Source organism: Methylomonas sp. EFPC1 (assembly GCF_016925515.1).
Taxonomy (GTDB): Bacteria; Pseudomonadota; Gammaproteobacteria; order Methylococcales; family Methylomonadaceae; genus Methylomonas; species Methylomonas defluvii.
Genome location: NZ_CP070494.1, coordinates 3,494,759 through 3,514,520 on the forward strand (window position 1 = coordinate 3,494,759; position 19,762 = coordinate 3,514,520).

Below are 19,762 nucleotides of genomic sequence, written 5' to 3' on the forward strand. Positions count from 1 at the left end.
GCGATACCGATGGGCAGGCTAGCGAGTGTGGGGTGACCCGGCCCTGTTTGCCGCAGGCGCGGGGGACCGGCCACCCTGTTCCACCCGGCTGTTCCGGGCGCAGCTAACAGACTCGGCTTGATCGGTATTTGCGGATTGCCCGATTAACAAGGCCGCGATACACCCCGCCAATATGCAGGACACGCCCTTCCAGAACGCCGCCGGATTGCGTTCCAGCAATGCCGGACCGGTTTTGGTCAAAAACGCCGGATTGGGATGGCGTAAGTCAAAAATGAATTCGGATAAATCTTCGTAGCGCTTATACGGATCGGAATGCGCGGCCTTGCGGATCGCATCATCCACCCAGCTCGGAATATCCCGGTTGCGATACAAGCTGGCGTCGTAACTGAGTTTGTTTTGGGCGGCCCTTGATTTACATTTCGCCACTTCCGCCCCGTAAGGCAGTTTGCCGGTCAGCATTTGATAGGTAATCACCGCCAGGGAAAACTGCTCCGAGCGCACCGTGCCCGGCTCGCCCAGAAAATACTCCGGCGCGGTGTATTGCGCGGTACCGAGCATATGCTGATGGCCTATAGGCGTACCCATTTCCAGCACACCTGCCACTCTTGTCGAACCAAAATCGATGATTTTCACGGTGCCGGTGCTGTCGATCATGATGTTGTCCGGCCGCAAATCCTGATGCAGCATTTCCAGGCGGTGAAAGCCGCGCAAGCCTTTGGCGATTTGTTCGACGATGCCACGCACGGTTTCCAGGTCCGGTTGTGGGTGATCGATCATCCATTGCTTCAGGGTCTGGCCGTCGATAAATTCCGTCGCCACATAAAGAAAATTGCGCTTGCGCGTCTGCGCGCACGGCTGCAACACATGAGCATTATTGATGCGCCGGGCAATCCAGTCTTCCATCAGAAAGCGTTCCAAATACGCCGGGTCGCCGCGCAAGTCTATGGATGGGGTTTTAAGCACCACTTGGGCCTGGGTGTCGTTGTCCACCGCCAAGTAGATATGGCTACGGCTGCTGGCATGCAATTGCCGGACGATGGTATAGCCATCAAACTCCATTCTGGCGTCCAACGGCGGCGGAAACGGCAAATCGGTCAAGGACTGATACAACTCGTTGGCGCTGGGTAGCGGCAGTTGGTCGATACGCACAATCTGCACGGTCAGATTATCGCTGCTGCCATTTGCGTAGGCCGCCTCGACGATGTTTTTTGCGGCAGCGTCCAGATCGTCACCGGCTTGGCGAAGGGTTTGGGTAACGAAGCGCGGGCTGACGTATTCGTAGACGCCGTCAGTCGCCAGCAAGAACAGATCGCCCAAACTGACGGTCAGCGTTTGATAGTCGATTTCCAGATGCGAGTCCATGCCCATGGCCCGGCTCAGATAGCTTTTTTCCTGAGACAGCCACAAACGGTGGTCGTGAGTCAGCTGTTCCAGTTCGTCGCCGCTTACCCGATAAATCCGCGTGTCGCCCACAGAAAACAGATGTGCGGTGGCGGATTTAATCACCAGCGCACTCAAGGTGCAGACATAACCGCGATCCATATCGTAGCAATCGCGGCTTTGCCGGGTTTGCGCATACAGCCAGGAATTGGTGGCCGTGAGCACCCGTTGCACCGACTTCTTCACCGACCAAGCTTCCGAGGTGCAAAAATAATCCGCCAAAAACCCGGTCACCGCCGCCTGACTGGCGATGTGGCTAACCTCGCTGCTGCTGATGCCGTCAGCCAAGGCTATAGCAATGCCTTTGGCGCTTAACTGCGGTTCCTTGGCGATATACATGCCATGAAAATCCTGATTCAGCGGCTTGCGGCCCTTGTCGGAATATTGGCCGACGGTGATGCTTAATTTCCCGGACATGGCTTACAGCAAAACAGCCTCAGTAACTCTTGTAAGGCAGAAATTTCCCGCTCATGACGATCTTAACCCGGTCGCCTTTCGGATCGGGTTCACGCTGCAAATCCATACTAAAGTCGATGGCGCTCATGATGCCGTCGCCGAATTCTTCATGGATCAAAGCCTTAAACGTAGTGCCGTAGACATTCACCAGCTCGTAGAAACGGTAAATCAATGGATCGGTCGGCACAGCGCTGGGCAACGAACCTTTGTAAGGCACCACTTGCAGTTGGGCGATAGCCGCGGGCGGCAGCTCCAGCAACGCACCAATGATCGCGGCTTGTTCGGCATTCAGGGTCATCTGCCCCAGCAATGCGGCGGTGGTCCACTCCTTACTCAAACCAATCGCTTCGGCCAGTTGTGCCCAGCTCAATTGCTTGGCCAGTTTTTGCGTAACGACCAATTCGGTCACTTCGTTGCGTGTCATCTTTAACTCCTTAGCTTGGTTAACAGCGAGAAAAAACCCCGTGCTCAGCGGCATCGGGGCCGGATCGCTTGGCGCTTAGTTGAAAGAGCGCTTCGGCGCGGTTTTGACATGCGTGGAATACAGCGTCAAACCGGTAAACGCCAAACCGCCGACCAGATTACCCAACACGGTGGGGATCTCGTTCCAGACAAAATAATCCATGATCGAAAAATTGCCGCCCATGATCAAACCTGAGGGAAACAAAAACATGTTCACCACCGAGTGTTCGAAGGTCATGCCGAAGAACAGCATGATCGGCATCCACATCGCGATCACTTTACCGCTGACCGAGGTGGAAATCATCGCGCCCACCACACCCGTAGACACCATCCAGTTACACAGCATGCCGCGGATAAAAATGGTCATCCAGCCGGCTATGCCGTATTTGGCATAGCCCAGGGTTCGCGCTTCGCCGATGCCGGCCAGTTTTTTGCCGACGGCGTCCGGTTCCACGGAGAAGCCGTAAGTAAAGACCACCGACATCATCACCGCCACCGTCAACGCGCCGAGAAAATTGCCTAAAAACACCAAGCCCCAATTTCTGAGCACGCCGCTCAACGTCACCCCGGCGCGCTTGTCCAACCAGGCCAGCGGCGTTAATACGAACACGCCGGTCAGCAAATCGAAACCCAACAAATACAACATGCAAAAACCAACCGGGAACAAAATCGCCCCAAAGATCGGCGAGTTGGTTTGCACGGTAATCGACACCGCAAATACCGCCGCCAGCGCCAGGATCGCGCCGGCCATGTAAGCGCGGATTAAGGTGTCGCGGGTAGACATGAAAATTTTGGATTCACCGGCATCGACCATCTTTGTGACGAATTCCGAAGGGATCAGATAGGACATAACTCACCTTTAAATTGTGGGAAGGACTTGAATGTCGGTGGTTATCAAGCACCGACATTCGTTTAAATAAGCCTGTATGCGCAAGCTAAAGCTCCCTTGGAAACGGCGTGTTTGTGGTCAGCGAAAGTCCTGAAGGGATAAAAGCAGGACAACGGCCGAGCAAACAGTATTGCGGGTTATAAAACCAGCAACGTTTCAACGCCGTTGTTGAAGGGAACCGAGGGTGCGCCATTGCACCGGGTAAATTCCAGCACGGATTGTGCCAGCGCTTTGAATGCAGGCTGACCTAGCTTTTTGTTGCCAACCTCAGCAACCCAAACCCGCATCGCGCACCAAAACGGACTGCCACCGCACCAAAACAGGAAAACACCAATCTGAGACAAGCCCGGAGACAGATACGAAGCCAGTATCAGCAATCCGCTTCCCGCAACCGGCCACTCGCGGCTATTTTCAGCAAAAACATCGAGTAGCGGCTATGCTTCGCCGACGATTATCCAGCATCTAATTCCATCGCCCTATTTAGCCGAGCCTATGCCATCGTCGTCGCTTAATAAAAAACTGGTTCTTACTTACAGCGCTTGGAGACAACTGCTTGCTCTACTGGGATTTGCGCTGGCCTGCCTAATGGCTTGGGCGGGATTTCTAAGTAATTTTTTCATCGTCGAAGTTAGTTTTATTTTATTCGGCGCTTATGCCGCTTGGGCGCTGCTTGGCATCGTATCGACTCAATCGATTACGCTGTATCCCGACAAAATCGTCAAACGCAGCTGGATCGGCGAAACCACCATTCCAACCCATGCCTTGCTGGTGACTGATAGCCAGGATCAAGGAAATGCGAAATCCTGGCGCTTTTTTCACGGCTCTAACAAAAACCAACGCGAGTCCATTCAAATAGCAGGCAATTTTTTGTCTCCAGAGCTGCGACTATGGGTGGATTCGTATCGACGTAACATCTATCGGCTTGGCAGTTTCTCCAGCAGCCCGTTGAGCAGCAATAGCGCCGTCTGCGTGGAGTTCGATAAAGCGGTGTCATCCTTTCGTTTCATGGCCGTGCTGACCGGCGTCTATCTGCTGGTGTACGTGATTTATGCAACGATGCTGCACTGGCAATATCCGCTATTTGCCGGTTACGCGCCCCAATTGCCGGCCTGGCCGGTGCGCTTGTTGTTTGTTGCCATCGCCTTGGCGGCCTATCCGCTATTGCAAACGCTAGCCAAGCCGCCCATCGGCGTTTCGAACTATACGGTGCGCGTCGCACAGGCCCATCAGCGAGCCTTCCGTTCCGCATTGATAGCCAATGGCGTGGCCTGGTTGGGCTTACCGCTGTTTCTGCTGTGCGGTAACCGGCTGGATTTTTATCTGCTGTTGTCGATAGGCGCTCTTTATCACTACGACTTTTATCCTCGGCTATCCACCTGGGAAAGCGTGTTGCAAGCCGCACCGGAAACCCGGCCGGTGCAAGCGGCAGTCCCTCGGCGTTCCATGCAGGTATCCTTGGCGTTATTGGGCGGCTTATCGCTAGCCAATTATCACGGGAACCCGGACGATTTTCGGATCCGCCAACAAGATTGCGTCGACGACCAGGGCAATCCTATTGAATGCCGAAGCAGCGGTGGCCACGGCGGCGGCTCGAGCTCCCGTTATAGCGGCAACGGCAGCCCGGACAGCCATAGTTCGGTCAGGCGCGGCGGCTTTGGCTTCTTCGGCGGTTCGCACAGTTCTTTCGGCGGCTAAGCATGCAACGGATCGAACTAAGGCCCCGCGCCGATTGGCAGCAGCGGGTGGAAGCCGTGGGGATGAATTATCACACCCTGGACGGCGATGTTTATTGGGACGAATCGGCCTGTTACCGGTTCACGGCCAGCCAGATCGATATGCTCGACGACGTCACCGCCGAATTACATGCACTGTGTCTACAAGCCGTGCAGGCCATCATCGACCGCAAGTTATTCAAGCGATTGTTGATTCCGGATTGGGCCGTGCCTTATATCGTCGACTCCTGGGAACGCCGCGAACCCAGCGTTTACGGCCGCTTCGATCTGGCCTGGGACGGCAGCGGCCAACCCAAATTGCTGGAATACAACGCCGACACGCCCACCGCACTGCTGGAAGCCGGCGTGGTGCAATGGTTCTGGTTGCGGGATTGCTATCCGGACGCCGATCAATTTAATTCGATACACGAAAAACTGCTCGGCTTTTGGCAAGATTACCGGCAGCGCCAGCCCAGCCTGCATTTTGCCGGCGTCGATAGCAGCGACGAGGACAGCGGCAACTTGGAATATCTGCGCGATACCGCCGTGCAAGCCGGCCTGCAAACCCAACGTCTGGCTATCGAACAAATCGGCTGGGACGCCAGCGGGCACCGCTTTGTTGATCTGAACCAAGCCACGATTCGCGCATTGTTCAAGCTTTATCCCTGGGAATGGCTGTTGCAAGAAGAGTTTGGCCCTTACCTGCCGCAAGCCCAACCGGCGATGCTGGAACCGCCCTGGAAACTACTGCTCAGCAACAAAGGCCTGTTGCCTATTTTGTGGGAGCTGTTTCCCGGCCACCCCAATCTGCTGGAGGCCAGTTTCGCCGACCGACCGCTACTGGGCGATTATGTACGCAAGCCGCTGTATTCCCGGGAAGGCGCCAATATCCAGATTCGCCGGGGCGCCAGCCTCGTCGAAACCGGCGGCAGTTACGGGGGCGAGTCCTGCATTTATCAACGCTATACCCCGCTGCCCGAGTTTGGCGGCAATTTCCCGGTGATCGGCTCCTGGATCATCGCCGATCAACCCGCCGGCATCGGCATCCGTGAAGACAAAACCGAAATCACCGGCAACAATAGCCGCTTCATCCCGCATTATTTCGTCGAGAATTGACTATGGAATCGCTAGACCTCTCTCACATCCTGGCCGGCGCCAACGGCTTTTTTCTGCATTTCATCGCGGCCGCCGCGCTAACCGGCGCGTTTGCTTTTTGTTATCTGTGGATTACGCCGTACGCGGAATTTAAACTAATCCGCGAGGGTAAAACCGCGCCGGCCGTGGCGTTTAGCGCCGCGCTGCTGGGCTTTGTGTTGGCGCTGTCCGGCGCCGTCGCCAACAGCGTGTCGTTTATCGATATGTTGATTTGGGCCGGTATTGCTTTATTTTTGCAAGTGCTGGTATTTGTTGGACTGCGGCTGGCTTTCGCGGACCTGTGCAAACGCATTGCCGACGACGAACTGGGACCCGCCATCGTCCTGGCCGGCTTCGCGCTCGCGGCGGGCTTATTAAGCGCGGCCTGCATGACTTATTAACGCCGTGACTGCCAGCAAACGCATCTTAATCGTCGAAGACGAACCGGCGATTGCCGACACCTTGATTTATGTGCTGAACAGCAGCGGTTACCGAACCGAGCACGTCGGATTACTGCAAACCGCCTTGGTCAGATTGCAATCCACCGAGTTCTCTTTGGTGATTCTCGATGTCGGCCTGCCGGACGGTAACGGCTTTGACTTGTGCCGGCAGTTGCGTCGATTTTCGGATATTCCGGTGATTTTTCTGACCGCGCACGGCGACGAAATCGACCGTATCGTCGGCTTGGAAATCGGCGCCGACGACTATATCACCAAGCCGTTCAGCCCGCGCGAAGTCGCGACCAGAGTGGGCGTAATCCTGCGCAGACTGGGAGCTCCCAATCCAACACCGGCACCAAACTCGCCTTTTGACCTGGATAGCCAAGCCGGTCGCATCCGCTATTGCGGGCAGTTACTGGATTTAACCCGTTACGAATTTTTGTTGTTGAAACTATTCATCGAACACCCCGAGCGGATTTTCTCCCGCGAACAACTGCTGGAAAGAATCTGGCAAGACCCCGGCGACGTGTTCGACCGCACCGTCGACACCCATATCAAAACCTTGCGCGCCAAACTACGCTTGGCCGCCGCCGACCAAGATCCGATACGCACGCATCGCGGCTTGGGTTATAGCTTGCAAAGCCGATGAAGTTATCGGTACGGCTGTTTTTAGGCTATTTCCTGCTGGTGGCCGTGACCGGGCAACTGGTGTTAATGCTGGTGGTGAAGCAGATCGGCCCCGGCGTGCGTACCGCGCTGGAAGCCAGCCTGGTCGATACCGCCAACCTGCTGGCCGAACTGGCCGCGCCGGATTTACGGCAAGGCAGCATCGCCGACGGCCATTTCGCTCAAGCGGTCAAGCGCTATAGCACACGGCCGGTATCCGCGACCATCTTCGGCTTTCCGAAACAAACGCTGGATTACCGGGTTTACGTCACCGACGCGGCCGGCATCGTCCAATTTGATTCGGCCGGAACGGCAATCGGCGAAAACTACTCGCGCTGGAACGATGTGTATCTAACCCTGCAAGGCCAATACGGCGCGCGTTCCTCGCAAGCCCATCCCGGCGACAAGACCAGTTCGACCATGCATGTCGCGGCACCAGTGCGCGACGGCGATAAATTGATCGGCGTGGTCACCGTCGCCTACCCCACCGCCCTACTGCAACCCATCGTCGACGCCAGCAAGAATGCTATACAACGCGGTGCCTTCTGGCTGTTCGGCGGCGCTTTGCTATTCGGCGCGATATTCAACTGGCGCTTGACCCGCGCCATCGATTTACTGGTCGGCTACGCCCGCAGCGTGGCGTCCGGCGGCAAAGCCAGCCCGCCCAAATTGCGCAGCGTCGAATTGTCCACGCTGGCACACGCGCTGGAAACCATGCGCCAAGAATTGGAAGGCAAACAATACGTTGAGCGCTACGTACAAACCCTGACTCACGAAATGAAAAGCCCGCTGGCGGCTATCCGCGGCGCGGCGGAATTGCTGGAAGAACCGCTGTCGGACGCCGACCGCCGCCGCTTCGCCGGCAACGCCCGCGAACAAGCCGAGCGCCTGGACCAGTTAATCGAACGCCTATTGGGGCTGGCGGAGTTAGAGCAGCGCCAGCAATTATCCGATCCACAGCTATTGGATTTAGGCGAATTGCTTAATAGCGTCCTGGCCGAAAAAATCCCACAACTGCTGCAACTGCGTCTGCAAACCGCCGTATCGCTGCACGAGGCGCTACCGGTACTGGGAGAGGAATTTTTATTGCGGCAGGCCATCTCCAATTTACTGGATAACGCATTGGCCTTCGCGCCCGCCGCTTCGACGATCGAAATCGACAGCCGCCGCGACGGCAAGCAAATCATCTTGCGCATCCGCGACCACGGCCCCGGTATCCCCGAATACGCGCTGGAACGTGTGTTCGAACGCTTCTATTCCCTGCCGCGCCCCAACAATGGCCGAAAGAGCACCGGGTTAGGCTTGGCCTTCGTTAAGGAAGTGGCTTTGTTGCATGGCGGCGAGATCAAAGTCGGCAATGTCGCGGGCGGCGGGGCTGAGGCGGTGTTGAATTTGTCGGCAAGTGATTGAGAAACAGCGCAATCGACGACCAATTTACCTTTGTCTGACCATTATTCCAAACTCCTGAATTCTGGCTAATCATAAGGAAGAAAAATGAAAACATCGATAATTGCAGTCGTCAATTTCAATGTCCGTCTGCTAAAAGCCACAATAGCAATAAAGAATATTCGTATCCTAAGATCAGACAAGCATGGCAAGCCAGCAAATGTGATCCTTGTGGCATGGGTTTTGGGTTTGGCGACAATACCAACTCAGGCACTCGCTTGTAGCTGTTGGCATCCAACACCGGAAGAATATCTCCAATCCAGCACAATGATTTTCAAAGGCACGGTGGTATCGGTTGAAAAGGTCGTGCCGAAAGCCTTAGCTGGCGAATACGATATCACCACACTACCTGAACGGGGTTTCGGAAGACGCGCCAAATTTAAGTTGACGACTTCTTATAAAGGACCTGAAGTCGATGAGGTCAATATAGAATACATGCCAAGTGATGGTGTGAGTTGCGGCACGAACTTTACGGTTGGTCAGGAAATCACAGTGTTTGCTGGTGGCAATCTTAGGGACGGATTCGGAACCAACAGGTGTACGATGATTCCTTATGCATCGGCCGATAGTCAGGGGGATAAGCGCTTTCAGACAGCGATTGAAGCTTATCGTAATAAAAGACATTCCTTGGCCGCAGCTTTACGGAAGCAACCCAATAATCTGCAGCTATTACGAAAACAAAGCGCATTCTTTGTGCATTACCAGGATTACGACGCTGCGGAAACAGCGTTTAGCCGTTTACTCCAGCTTAGGCCCAAAGACCTGAAAGCTTTGGAGGGCCGTGCCGATGCTCGGTATAAACAAGCGCTATATGAGCTTGCTTTGTCAGACTATCAGTCTATCCAAAAGCTGGATAAACAGAATAATGCTGCTAGACATGGAAAAACTCTGGCATTGTTAAAACTTGGTAGAACCCAAGAACTGGGCAAGGACAGAGACTTTAGCGGGTACAAAAATGAGTCGATGCATCCTTCTTTTGCCAGTTTGAATTTGGTGGGCGCGAATTTTCGTGGAGCGAAGCTCAACGGAATCGATTTTTCAAACGCCGACTTAACAAACTCGGATTTTTCTGAAGCCGATATGCGCGCTTGTAACTTCTCGCGAGCGAAACTCAATCATGCGAAATTCCGTAACCTGAAAAGCGCATATGAAACACAGTTTAATCACGCCGATCTTGAGCATATCGACTTTAGCGAAGCCGACTTGGTTTTAGCCAACTTCGACAACGCCATCCTTGATAATGCCAATTTTTCAGAAGCCAATATGGAACACGCCTCCTTTGAAGGTGCTTCAATCAAAAACGCGAAACTAAACGGTAAGAGTTTAATACAAGCCAAGCTTCGAAACCTACGATTCTTGAATCAAGATCTATCGGGCATGGACTTGAGAGGCGCTGATTTGCGTGGCTCGACATTCCGCAGCACTAATATCGACGGCACGGCTTTCGGAGTTGCGGCATCAAATATTAACAGCATCATGTCAGGGGAAATGACTAATCTACAAGGCGTAGACTTATCGGAGGCGAACCTTAGTCATGTTGATTGGGGTGTGGCTGTTATTGCTGATTGTCGCACCAAACTGCCTAGCAATTTAGATTTGACCAGTTTGCCGGTTTTTCCGGTTTGGACCAATTGCGAAGGAATGCCTCCGAAAACGAAATCACTTGGCGGCTATCCCTTTCGGAGAGGGCCGATAGTGCAAAATCTGAATGCACAGAACTCCTTCTTTGCAAATCAAGAGTTTTCGGGGTTCTGGTTCTGGCAATCCAATTTCGACAACAGCGATTTTTCGCATGCCACGCTGATCGGTTTGGATATTCAAGGCGGAAGCTATCAAAAAGCTAACTTCGAATACATCAATCTCACCAATGCCCATTTTACGGCAGTGAATTTTACCGAAGCTTCATTTGCCCATGCCGATTTATCCAACGCAAAGCTGAGAGAGGTGGATTTTTCCTCGGCGAATCTGGAAGAAGCGAAGCTTACAGGCCTGTGTTTCGACGTTAAGAGTAAATGGCCGGAAGGATTCGATCCGCTTGCCGCTGGCGCTAAGTTGTGCGAATAAGCTGCCGTGACCCACAACTGAGCAAAAGCCATCCGCAGTTAACGCCCCCAACGAATCCAATTCATCAAACAAACGCTCGATGCTCGCTTAGGTCCCCTCACAGCCTTTTAGGCTAGAGTGCGCGAAGTGTTCCCTAACAATTTAGCTTCCATTTGTCACGCAACCACTATCGCCAACCCGCCCTAAACATCACTTGTTTCCAGTCAGCAACAATCAAGTTTTTAACGTATATTTTCCGCATATTTGCAAAACCGGCGATCACTATCAATGGAAGACAATTCCGCGATTTCCAGCCCAAAACACATTATCAATTACCTAACGGGAATCCCGCGGCGTCATTGCATTTTGTCCGCTCGCTATGCGGTTAATGATCAAGCGGTTTTAACCGCAATGCTACAAATTGACCTTAAGCACAATGCTTTGGCGATAGACGCTCGAAAAATTAATAACATTATGGTTTGCGAGCCAATTCTCATAAACCGCAAATAAGCAACGCAGAAAAATACCCAAAAAAAAACCTGGTATATGCTTTCCTCGCTGAGTCTAACTAGCAAGACCATGCGGCCGCAGTAAAAACACCCCTATAAAGTCGGCTGCATTTTTTTTAGTTCACGAGGAGAGTGTTTAATGTCACTGGATTTCGAAAAGCTGACCGTATACGGCAAATCGTTTAGCGGGTTTACCCCCGATAAGGAAGCTTTGTTGCTAGAGGTTGGGTCGCAAATTAAGCCGTATCTGGCGGCGGTAACCGACGAATTTTATCAACAGTTGGCCACCATACCGGAAACGGCTTCGTTTCTGGAAGGACGAGTCGAGGGTTTGAAAAAAACCCACCGCCTATGGATGGAAGGGCTATTCACAGGCCCCTATGATAAAGACTTTACCGCACAGATGTTCAAGGTCGGTGATGTGCATGTCAAGGTTAAATTGCCTGTCGAATTCATGGCCGGAGCGATGACTTTGATCAATAACCGTCTTTTCACGCTGATAGTTGAAACCTTTGGTGACGATAAGCAATATTGCGCTCGGACGATTGCCGCAGTTAACTCGGTAACCGGCTTTTCATTGCTGGTGATGCAGCAATCCTATCAAGCCTCGAGCCTGGCGGAAGAACTGGAAAAGTTTTTGAAAATTTCCGGCATGAGTCGCACGTTATTCACCAATCTGGCCTTGGCCTACAGAGACAAATAAGGAGATCACTATGCGCGCGGATTTATTAATATCTGTTTTGACGGAATTGAATGGTTCATCGGCCGACATCGAAGCCAGTGGCGTGATATCGACTGATGGTTTAATGATGGCCTCGGTATTACCGGCTTCCATGGACGAAGACCGGGTAGGCGCGATGAGCGCCGCCATGTTGTCATTAGGTGACCGGACTGCGCAAGAGCTGGCGAGAGGCGAGTTGGAGCAAGTGCTGATCAAAGGTAAGGCCGGCTATGTGTTAATGACCTATGCCGGTTCTGAGGGTGTTCTCACCGTTTTAACCAAGTCATCGGCCAAATTGGGCTTGATATTTCTTGATGTTAAGCGAGCGGCGGTTCAGATCGCGGAGATGCTGTAAAGATTGAATTGGAGTGACGGGATTACGCCCGTCACCTCGTCTTACCACCGGTCAGACTGTTTTCCGCATCAGGCAGTCGATCCCCGCCTTCAAATACCTTTACCGCTCTCAGGGGATGTCAATACCAAAGCTAGATAGATCAAGGTGCGCGCTATGCTTCCCTGACAACTTAGCCTGGTTTTGTCACATAGTCACTCACTCATTGCTCCAGCGTTGCACCCACTAGACCTAAACGTCCCCGCCCTAAAAAGCTTAAGCCCCTCCTTATTTCCAACAAGGCAACAATCCGGTTTTTAACGTATATTTTCCGCATATTTGCAAAACCGATGATCACTAGCAATGGAAAACGACTACGCGATTTTTAGCCCGAAACAGATTGTCAATTGTTTAACGGAGATCCAGCAGCGTAATTGCATTTTGTCGGCTCGCTATGGCGCGGATAATCAGGCGTTTTTAACTGCGATTGTGCAAATCGACCCTAAACACAATACCTTGGCGATAGACATTGCGCCCACCCAGGAATTGACGGACCGTTTGTTACTGAGCAAGCGCGCGCATTTCTTTACGCAGGTGGATGGGATTGATGCGGCTTTTCAGGGGGTGAACATCAAACTGGCGCAAAGCACGCATGGTGCGGTACTAATCATGCCCTTGCCCGATAGACTGTACTGGCGGCAACGGCGCAATTATTACCGGGTGAAAGTGCCGCAGTCGCATGCCGGCACGTATTGTCAATTCGGTTTTAAGCTAAGCGGTGCGGATGGCGAACAAACATCTGTCGTTAAAACCTTCAAACTGATCGATATTGGCTTGTGCGGACTGGCTTTATTGAATCCGGACCATGATTTGCAACAGGAATTGCTTAGTGTTGAAGTCGTCAGTTGCACCTTATTTCTGCAAGACCACGAACACCACCACGCCGACGTTGGGATGCACGCCAAATACAGTATCGACGTCAAAACCAATACGATAAGCACTGCGCATCGCATAGGTTTTCAATTTACCGCCATTTCGCCGACTTTTGAGAGTAGTGTGCAGATCTACATGCAATCTATCGAACGGATGCTGAAAAACATCGAGAGTCATTGAATCGGCGCTAAACCGCCCGGTTTCCGTTAATCTCCAAGTTTAGCTAGGCTCAAACCAAAAACGGCAATACCTTATTTACCAAAAGGTCCTAGGTTTGCCATTCCACCCGTTTAGACAATAGGCTATATATCGTGTCAGTCATCAGGTTATTGCTACCCGCGCAAGGGTTTGCAGAAATTAGCCTTAATCCTAAAGAATTGGAAAACCAAGGCATTGCCGTCATCACAATCGAGCCAAACACCACGGAAACATTGAACTTGTTGGCTTTAGACGTCGTCCTGATCGACGGTGACACGGCGTTGCCAGACAATCTGGATCTGATCGATCAAGTAAAAAGCATTGCCCCCAACAGTAAGTTTGTAGCCTTGCTTAGCCATTCCAGCGCCCATGCCCTGACCTATTTGCAGGTCGGAGTGACCGGGTTGTTGAGATGGTTTCCCGACGCGGCCAAGTTAGCAGGGATCATCCGCACGATTGTGCAGGGTGAATATTACCTGGACCAAGAGATTGCCCAATTGCTGGCCATGCGGCAAATCAAACAACAGTTAGAACCCTTTGTTTCTCTGAGCTCCCGCGAGTTTGATGTGTTTTGCCTGTTAGCCGAAGGTTGCTCATTGCAAACGATAGCCGCGCAACTGGGTATCAGCAGTAAAACGGTCTCCAATTGCCAAACTCAAATCAAGCTGAAACTGGCTATCGACAATCGGGACACACTGACAAAATTTGCCAATAGCCATGGCTTGATTATGCACAAAGGCGTATGATTCCCGATATTCGGGAATTTTTCCTATTTTTGCGAGGTGGTTTATGAAAAAGTCAGTGTTAGCATTATCTGTATTAGCCGGTTTGGGCGTGTTATCCGCTAGTGCCTTAGCAGCCGATCAAGGCTTGGAAAATTGCATCCAGGCCGTCAAAAAAGAAAAGGCAGGCGAGCTGGTCAAACTGGAAAAGCTCAACGTAGCCGGTAAAGGCGCCTATGAACTGGAGCTGCGCGACAACAACCGCCAGGAATGGGAATATATGTGCGATGCCGACAGCGGCAAGCTGACTGAAAAAGAAGCTGAAGTAGCCGATCCAAATAGCCAGGCATTCAAAAAGAATGTCAAAATCACCGAGGAAGATGCCGCGGCAATTGCGTTAAAAGCCAACCCCGGCAAGATTGAGGAAGTCGAATACGAAGTGGAGGAAAACGGCGGCTCGTCTTACGAATTCGACATCGTGAATGACAAAGGCTTAGAAACCAAAATCGAAGTGGATGCCGCCAGCGGCAAAATCATCGAAACCGCCACCGAGGAATGGGAAATCGGCGAAGAGGTTGACGAAAAACGTTAATCAGGGCTTAACTGACTAACGACTAACCCTTGGGACTCTCCCATGTAGAGTCCCAAGAATAACCAAGCAGTCCGCCGCACACCGCGATGCGGCCAGTTACCCATCCGATGTTCCGTCAATCTGCCAATGCTGCTCAGGTATTGACGTCCAAACCAATAGCCTGCCGGTGTTTTTCCCAAGCATTATCCAATAGCACATCTACCCGGGCCGATATACGGAACACCAAATGAAGACGTTTATCTTCACAAAACTTAAGAATTAATCTTGCCAGGGTATTACCTTAGCAACAGCGATAAACCAAATGCTGCTCCATCCGCAGCATATTGACCCGCGCCAAACCAGAGGATTCGCCGTATTTTAGTTGGCATGGAATTTGAGGTGACTACATTGAGGCTCAGAAAACCTCGATTCTCAGGACACTTTAATTGCCATGTCACATTAAAAGATTTTTTACGGAGCAAAATCCTATGCCAACCAAATCCTTTTCCGCACAAAATTCTGTATCCAACTTATCCGCATCGGACGACGGTCAAAGCGCCGCGGACACCGCGGATGCGGGTGCAAGCAACATCAGCCGACGCTCATTTATCGGCCGGGCCGCCGTAATTTCCGCTGCAGGCGTGTTGGCGCCAAGCTTACCCGTATCGGTTCAAGCGGCTGTCGGCCGGGGTCATTTTGACGATGACGACTCAATCCCCGAATCGCTTGGCCAAGACTTCTCAAGAAAATATCAGCGCAATGTTTTCGATACGCTGCATAGCAAGGATTTGCGGAAAAAAGCCTTTAAAGCGCGGCTAAAATCCGCCGAAGCCGAATACCGGATCGATATTCCCCCGCAACCCAATAATGGCGACGAACTGCGCTATCCGAACAAAATCGCGATTTCTACAAAAGGCTTGCAACACGATGCCAACGGCCATGTGCTGCCCGACTCCTACGAATCGTTTTTAAAAGCGTTAAAAACCGGCAAACACGAGGATTTTGAAAAAATCAAACTGGGCGGCACCACTAAATTGGCCGGTATTCAGGAGCCTTTGACGGCCAGTCTGGAAGGCATCGCCAATAGCCAGTTGGCCATTCCGGAAGCCGCCCCGCTCGACAGCGCCGAACTGGCCGCGCACCACATCGAGGTATATTGGCAGGCATTGCTGCGCGATGTGCCGTTTAACGAATATCGCAACGACACCAATAACGAGTTGGTGTTGGCCGCGGTCGCCGAGTTGAACAGTTTAAAAGCCTTCAATGGACCTAAAATCGATGGCAAAGTCACCCCGGAAACCTTGTTCCGCAGCACCGCATCCTATGTCGATTACCAGGCCGATCCGTCCGGTAAAAAAGGTAAATATGTTGTGCCTGACGGCAGCTTGGATGGTCCTTACATTTCGCAGTTTTTATTGCGTCCTATTCCAGCCTGGGGCACCATCGCCAGCCAGGCACAAACCCGCCCTATTCAAAAAGCCGGCGAGACATTTGGCGCCACCTATGAAGAATGGCTGGCGCTGCGTAACGGCCAAAGCATAGGCAGAAATATTACCCTGGAAGCGAGTCGCCGGCATATCATCAATGGCCGCGATTTGGCGACCTTGGCACGCGGCAGCGGCCCTACGTATTTGCACGTGCTGCAAATACTGACCTCCGCACCCAATGCCAACAACCCGTTGCTGGGCGGAGTGGGCGCACCATTGAATCCGGCGAATCCTTACAAAAACTCAACTACTCAGGATGCTACCGCCTCGTCCTTCAGCACCGCGTTCATCCAAGGCTTGCTGGCACTGGCCGGCGCTTATACCAACCGGGTGTCTTACTATCAAAACTGGTACGTCAATCGCCGCTTGAGACCGGAAGACTACGGCGGTCTGGTCCACAAAATTCTGGCCAATGGCGCCAATTACCCTATCCATCCCGATATTCTAAATTCGGAGGCCGTGGCACGTATTTACAAGCAATACGGTAGTTATTTGCTGAACAGCGCCAGCAATGTCGGCGCCCCCACCCATCCTGGTTATCCAAGCGGCGCGACCATCAGCGCGGCGACGCCTATTACCCTGTTGAAAGCATTCTTCGACGAAAACTATGTGATACCGAATCCGGTCGAGGTCGACCCCAACGATCCAAGCAAACTCAGACCTTACACCGGCTCGGAAAAACTGACCGTGGGCGGCGAGTTGAACAAACTGGTCAACAACGTCGGTTTCGGCCGCAACTTTAACAATTTCCATATTCGCGCGGATATTTCCGCTTCGCATAGCCTGGGCGAAGCGCTGGCAATCAGCCTGCTTAGAGATCAGCGTTACACCTACAACGAGCCTTTTGCCGGCTACACATTTACCAAATTCGATGGCAGCAAGGTAACGGTTTAGGTTTTCGGAAACGATGGGGCGTGCGGGTGCTACGGATATTAATGCACCTCTCGCCTCAAGCCTATTAATTCAACCCAGTCTTCGCGGAGTTCCTTTAACGTCGGGTATAGCGATGTTTTACCCCGGCGGGAAAATATTCGGCATCCGCAAAGCTATGTAAGCTAATTATCGGCAGTTGTTTTTCGGCTGGGGTGTAATGGGCAAACTCGCTGTTCAGGCGCAGTAGTTGTGCGCGGATGGAGGCAGCTATCGTCGGCGCAATTGCCGGTTCGGGCGCCACACCCGGCAATAATTCCACGGCAATCTGCAGATATTTATCGCCCTCCGCATTCTCCTGGGTTTGCAGAACAAATTTGCCGGTCACCCAAGCCAAGATCTCCGGCTGCTCCAGGCCCACCGTGACGTTTTCCGGATAAATATTGGCGCCGTAGTAGGACACGGTAAAATCGGCGCGGCCGAACACATACACAAAAGGTAAGTCGCGAGCTTGAAATCCGCTAGCCAAACCTAAATCCTCGACCGACTGCACGCCGTGCTGTCGCAGAAAATCCCAGATTTGCGCGTAGCTCAGCACCCCGCCCTTGTCGGCGATGTGATAGCGCAGCAAAGGTACGCTGTTCTCGCCGGAGACCACCAAAGTCCCCTCGTGTTCTTCGAAGAAACGGCTATGTGGATCGTATTGCACCAGGGTCGGCAAGCGCGACTCGCCGAACAAACTTCGCGCCGCTTCCGGCCGTTGCGCCAGCCAACGGCGAATGGCGATGCTAAGCGGCGTTTCATTACCCAGCACGCCGCCGTCGGCGGTACCGTATAACGATGCGGAATCGAAACAAACCGACTGCGAGCCGATACGCTCGGACAGCAAGCTGCGCCATTCCTCGCTAAACACCTCGCCGGCAAACACCAGTTTGGGTTTGAATTGCGCCCAGTCTATGCCTTCGGCGGCACCGGCATCGATCACGTCTTTGACAAACGGCGGATACCCCAACAATACGGTCTGTTCGAAATGCGGCGCCAGTTCGCGCACCACTCGAAAAATTTCGGCTTTGTTATTACCCGGCGTCGCCACCAGCAAGGGATAGCCCTTCTGCGCCAGATGCCAGCAGCAGGATGTGGTAAACAAGCCGCCCACCCAATTACCCAAGGCAAAACACACCACCGCCAGCGTACTGCGTTTATCGGCCTGAAAACTGTCCCTGAACACTTGCTCGAAGCGCACCGCCACATCCAACTCATATGCCGCCGAACGCGGCCAGAAAGTCGGCACGCCGGTGGAGCCGGACGACACCGCAACCCTATCCGCACCGATTAAACTACCGCCGAAGCAACGCGCCGGCAACGGGTAGGCTTGCATATAGTTAGCTTTGCTGATTAACGGTAGCTTTTGAAAATCCGCGTAATTATTAATCTGCACGGGATCGATTTGCTGGGCTTGCAAAAACTGCCGATAAGCGGGAACCTCTGCCGCGCAGCGCTGAAATAACGCCAGCATTTTTTGCTGCGGATTAAGCGCTTGATGCTTGTTAAGCAAGGTATCCAATGGCGTGGCCAGAAAATGTTGAAATGCTGCCGCAGAAGACGTCGTTGGTAAATAGCTCATCGCAAACCACCTGAAAAATGCTGGGAAAACACTAAAGGTATATTCTTGGATTGAATGTCTGGTAAAAAGTTAATTCTGCACAACACCATGCCCATACCGATGCAAGCATTGAGATTAGACAAGTCATTATCCTACCGCAACGATATGCCGATACCCGAATTAGCTGCCGACGAAGCTTTGATTGAACTGCGCCTGGCCGGCATCTGCGCCACCGACCTGGAACTGGTGAAGGGTTATGCCGGTTTTTCAGGCATCCTCGGCCATGAATTTGTCGGCACGGTCATCGCCGTTGCCGATGACAAACACAGAGATTGGCTGAACCGGCGCGCGGTGGGTGCCATCAATATCGGCTGCAACGTCTGCGAGGTTTGCCGACGCGACGGCCCCGAGCATTGCTTGAATCGCAAAGTGTTGGGAATACGCGGCAAAGACGGGGTATTCGCCGATTATTTCAGCCTGCCGGTTGCCAACTTGTACACCGTCCCCGACGCAGTGACTGACCAAGCCGCCGTGTTTACCGAGCCGCTGGCCGCAGCTTTGCGCGTAGTAAAACAAATAGCCGCACAGCCCATCACCGACATCGCGGTGGTCGGCCCCGGCCGCTTGGGCTTGTTGATCGCCAAGGTATTGAGTCTGGCCGGCTACCAAGTCACGGTGTTGGGCCGGTCGGCGGCATCCTTGGCATTACCTAAACAGTGGCAACTGGCGACCGGCTTGACTAACGAGATTCCAGACAACAGCTTCGGCTGCGTTGTCGACGCCAGCGGCCAAGCCTCAGGCTTTGCGCAGGCCTTGCGTATCGTCAAACCGCGCGGCACCTTGGTGTTGAAAAGCACCTTTGCAGCCAACGCGGCACTGGATTTAAGCAAAGTGGTGGTTTACGAAATCAACATCATCGGCTCCCGCTGCGGCCCCTTCGCAGAGGCACTAACACTGTTGGCGGAAGGCAAACTGCCGGTGGCAACGATGATAGACGGCCAATACCCACTGAGCGATGGACTTGCCGCATTCGATCACGCCGCCCAAGCCGGCGTCAGAAAAATTCTGTTACAGCCCGCACTGCATTCAGATGATTAACCCGCTTGAACTCGCCAGCACCGCCAGCGAG

17 protein-coding genes are annotated in these 19,762 nt (G+C 52.9%); 13 read left to right on the forward strand and 4 right to left on the reverse strand.

Annotated elements, in window-relative coordinates; all coding sequences use genetic code 11:
* Window positions 1-18: 18 nt before the first annotated feature.
* From JWZ98_RS16070 to JWZ98_RS16080, 3 genes are all read right to left on the reverse strand, one after another.
* Window positions 19-1,857: a bifunctional protein-serine/threonine kinase/phosphatase gene (locus tag JWZ98_RS16070; protein WP_240348021.1), complete on the reverse strand. Its 1,839-nt coding sequence runs from the start codon at window positions 1,855-1,857 to the stop codon at window positions 19-21.
* A 19-nt stretch (window positions 1,858-1,876) separates the two neighbouring features.
* Window positions 1,877-2,320 (reverse strand): cyanase, encoded by a 444-nt coding sequence (gene cynS, locus JWZ98_RS16075; protein WP_101054970.1) that lies wholly within the window; start codon window positions 2,318-2,320, stop codon window positions 1,877-1,879.
* Between the two features lie 75 nt (window positions 2,321-2,395).
* The gene (locus JWZ98_RS16080; protein ID WP_101054968.1) at window positions 2,396-3,208 is read right to left on the reverse strand and encodes a formate/nitrite transporter family protein; all 813 of its coding nucleotides are present in this window, start codon (window positions 3,206-3,208) and stop codon (window positions 2,396-2,398) included.
* Window positions 3,209-3,739: 531 nt separating this feature from the next.
* Here JWZ98_RS16080 and JWZ98_RS16085 point away from each other — a divergent pair.
* The 12 genes from JWZ98_RS16085 (at window position 3,740) to JWZ98_RS16145 (ending at window position 17,054) form a co-directional block, all read left to right on the forward strand.
* Entirely contained in the window at window positions 3,740-4,942 is a 1,203-nt protein-coding gene (locus tag JWZ98_RS16085) for a hypothetical protein (protein WP_101054966.1), read from the forward strand.
* 2 nt (window positions 4,943-4,944) lie between these two features.
* Entirely contained in the window at window positions 4,945-6,075 is a 1,131-nt protein-coding gene (locus tag JWZ98_RS16090; RefSeq protein WP_101054964.1) for a glutathionylspermidine synthase family protein, read from the forward strand.
* A 2-nt stretch (window positions 6,076-6,077) separates the two neighbouring features.
* Window positions 6,078-6,494: a DUF350 domain-containing protein gene (locus JWZ98_RS16095; RefSeq protein ID WP_051669659.1), complete on the forward strand. Its 417-nt coding sequence runs from the start codon at window positions 6,078-6,080 to the stop codon at window positions 6,492-6,494.
* A gap of 4 nt (window positions 6,495-6,498) precedes the next feature.
* The gene (gene creB, locus JWZ98_RS16100; RefSeq protein ID WP_205450875.1) at window positions 6,499-7,182 is read left to right on the forward strand and encodes a two-component system response regulator CreB; all 684 of its coding nucleotides are present in this window, start codon (window positions 6,499-6,501) and stop codon (window positions 7,180-7,182) included.
* Window positions 7,179-8,609, forward strand: coding sequence for a two-component system sensor histidine kinase CreC (gene creC, locus JWZ98_RS16105; RefSeq protein ID WP_205450877.1), 1,431 nt, complete (start codon window positions 7,179-7,181; stop codon window positions 8,607-8,609). Before creB ends, creC begins: the two co-directional genes overlap by 4 nt.
* Before the next feature lie 84 nt (window positions 8,610-8,693).
* Entirely contained in the window at window positions 8,694-10,709 is a 2,016-nt protein-coding gene (locus JWZ98_RS16110) for a pentapeptide repeat-containing protein (protein WP_205450884.1), read from the forward strand.
* Window positions 10,710-11,336: 627 nt separating this feature from the next.
* Window positions 11,337-11,900: a protoglobin domain-containing protein gene (locus JWZ98_RS16120; protein ID WP_205450894.1), complete on the forward strand. Its 564-nt coding sequence runs from the start codon at window positions 11,337-11,339 to the stop codon at window positions 11,898-11,900.
* Window positions 11,901-11,910: 10 nt separating this feature from the next.
* A complete protein-coding gene (locus tag JWZ98_RS16125; protein ID WP_033155499.1) occupies window positions 11,911-12,273 on the forward strand; it encodes a roadblock/LC7 domain-containing protein in 363 nt (120 codons plus the stop codon).
* A 339-nt stretch (window positions 12,274-12,612) separates the two neighbouring features.
* Complete coding sequence (locus JWZ98_RS16130) at window positions 12,613-13,362, forward strand: flagellar brake protein (RefSeq protein ID WP_205450900.1); 750 nt, start codon at window positions 12,613-12,615, stop codon at window positions 13,360-13,362.
* 131 nt (window positions 13,363-13,493) lie between these two features.
* Complete coding sequence (locus JWZ98_RS16135; protein WP_205450902.1) at window positions 13,494-14,126, forward strand: response regulator transcription factor; 633 nt, start codon at window positions 13,494-13,496, stop codon at window positions 14,124-14,126.
* Between the two features lie 43 nt (window positions 14,127-14,169).
* Window positions 14,170-14,694: a PepSY domain-containing protein gene (locus tag JWZ98_RS16140; protein WP_205450911.1), complete on the forward strand. Its 525-nt coding sequence runs from the start codon at window positions 14,170-14,172 to the stop codon at window positions 14,692-14,694.
* A gap of 467 nt (window positions 14,695-15,161) precedes the next feature.
* Entirely contained in the window at window positions 15,162-17,054 is a 1,893-nt protein-coding gene (locus JWZ98_RS16145; RefSeq protein ID WP_205450918.1) for a twin-arginine translocation signal domain-containing protein, read from the forward strand.
* 94 nt (window positions 17,055-17,148) lie between these two features.
* Here JWZ98_RS16145 and JWZ98_RS16150 read toward each other — a convergent pair whose 3' ends face one another.
* On the reverse strand, window positions 17,149-18,654 hold the full coding sequence (locus JWZ98_RS16150) for a phenylacetate--CoA ligase family protein (protein WP_205450920.1): 1,506 nt from the start codon (window positions 18,652-18,654) through the stop codon (window positions 17,149-17,151).
* Window positions 18,655-18,753: 99 nt separating this feature from the next.
* On the opposite strand from JWZ98_RS16150, the gene JWZ98_RS16155 reads away from it, so the two are divergent.
* Window positions 18,754-19,731 carry an alcohol dehydrogenase catalytic domain-containing protein gene (locus tag JWZ98_RS16155; RefSeq protein WP_240348023.1) on the forward strand — a complete coding sequence of 326 codons (978 nt, stop codon included), beginning with the start codon at window positions 18,754-18,756 and terminating at the stop codon, window positions 19,729-19,731.
* Window positions 19,732-19,762 lie beyond the last annotated feature (31 nt).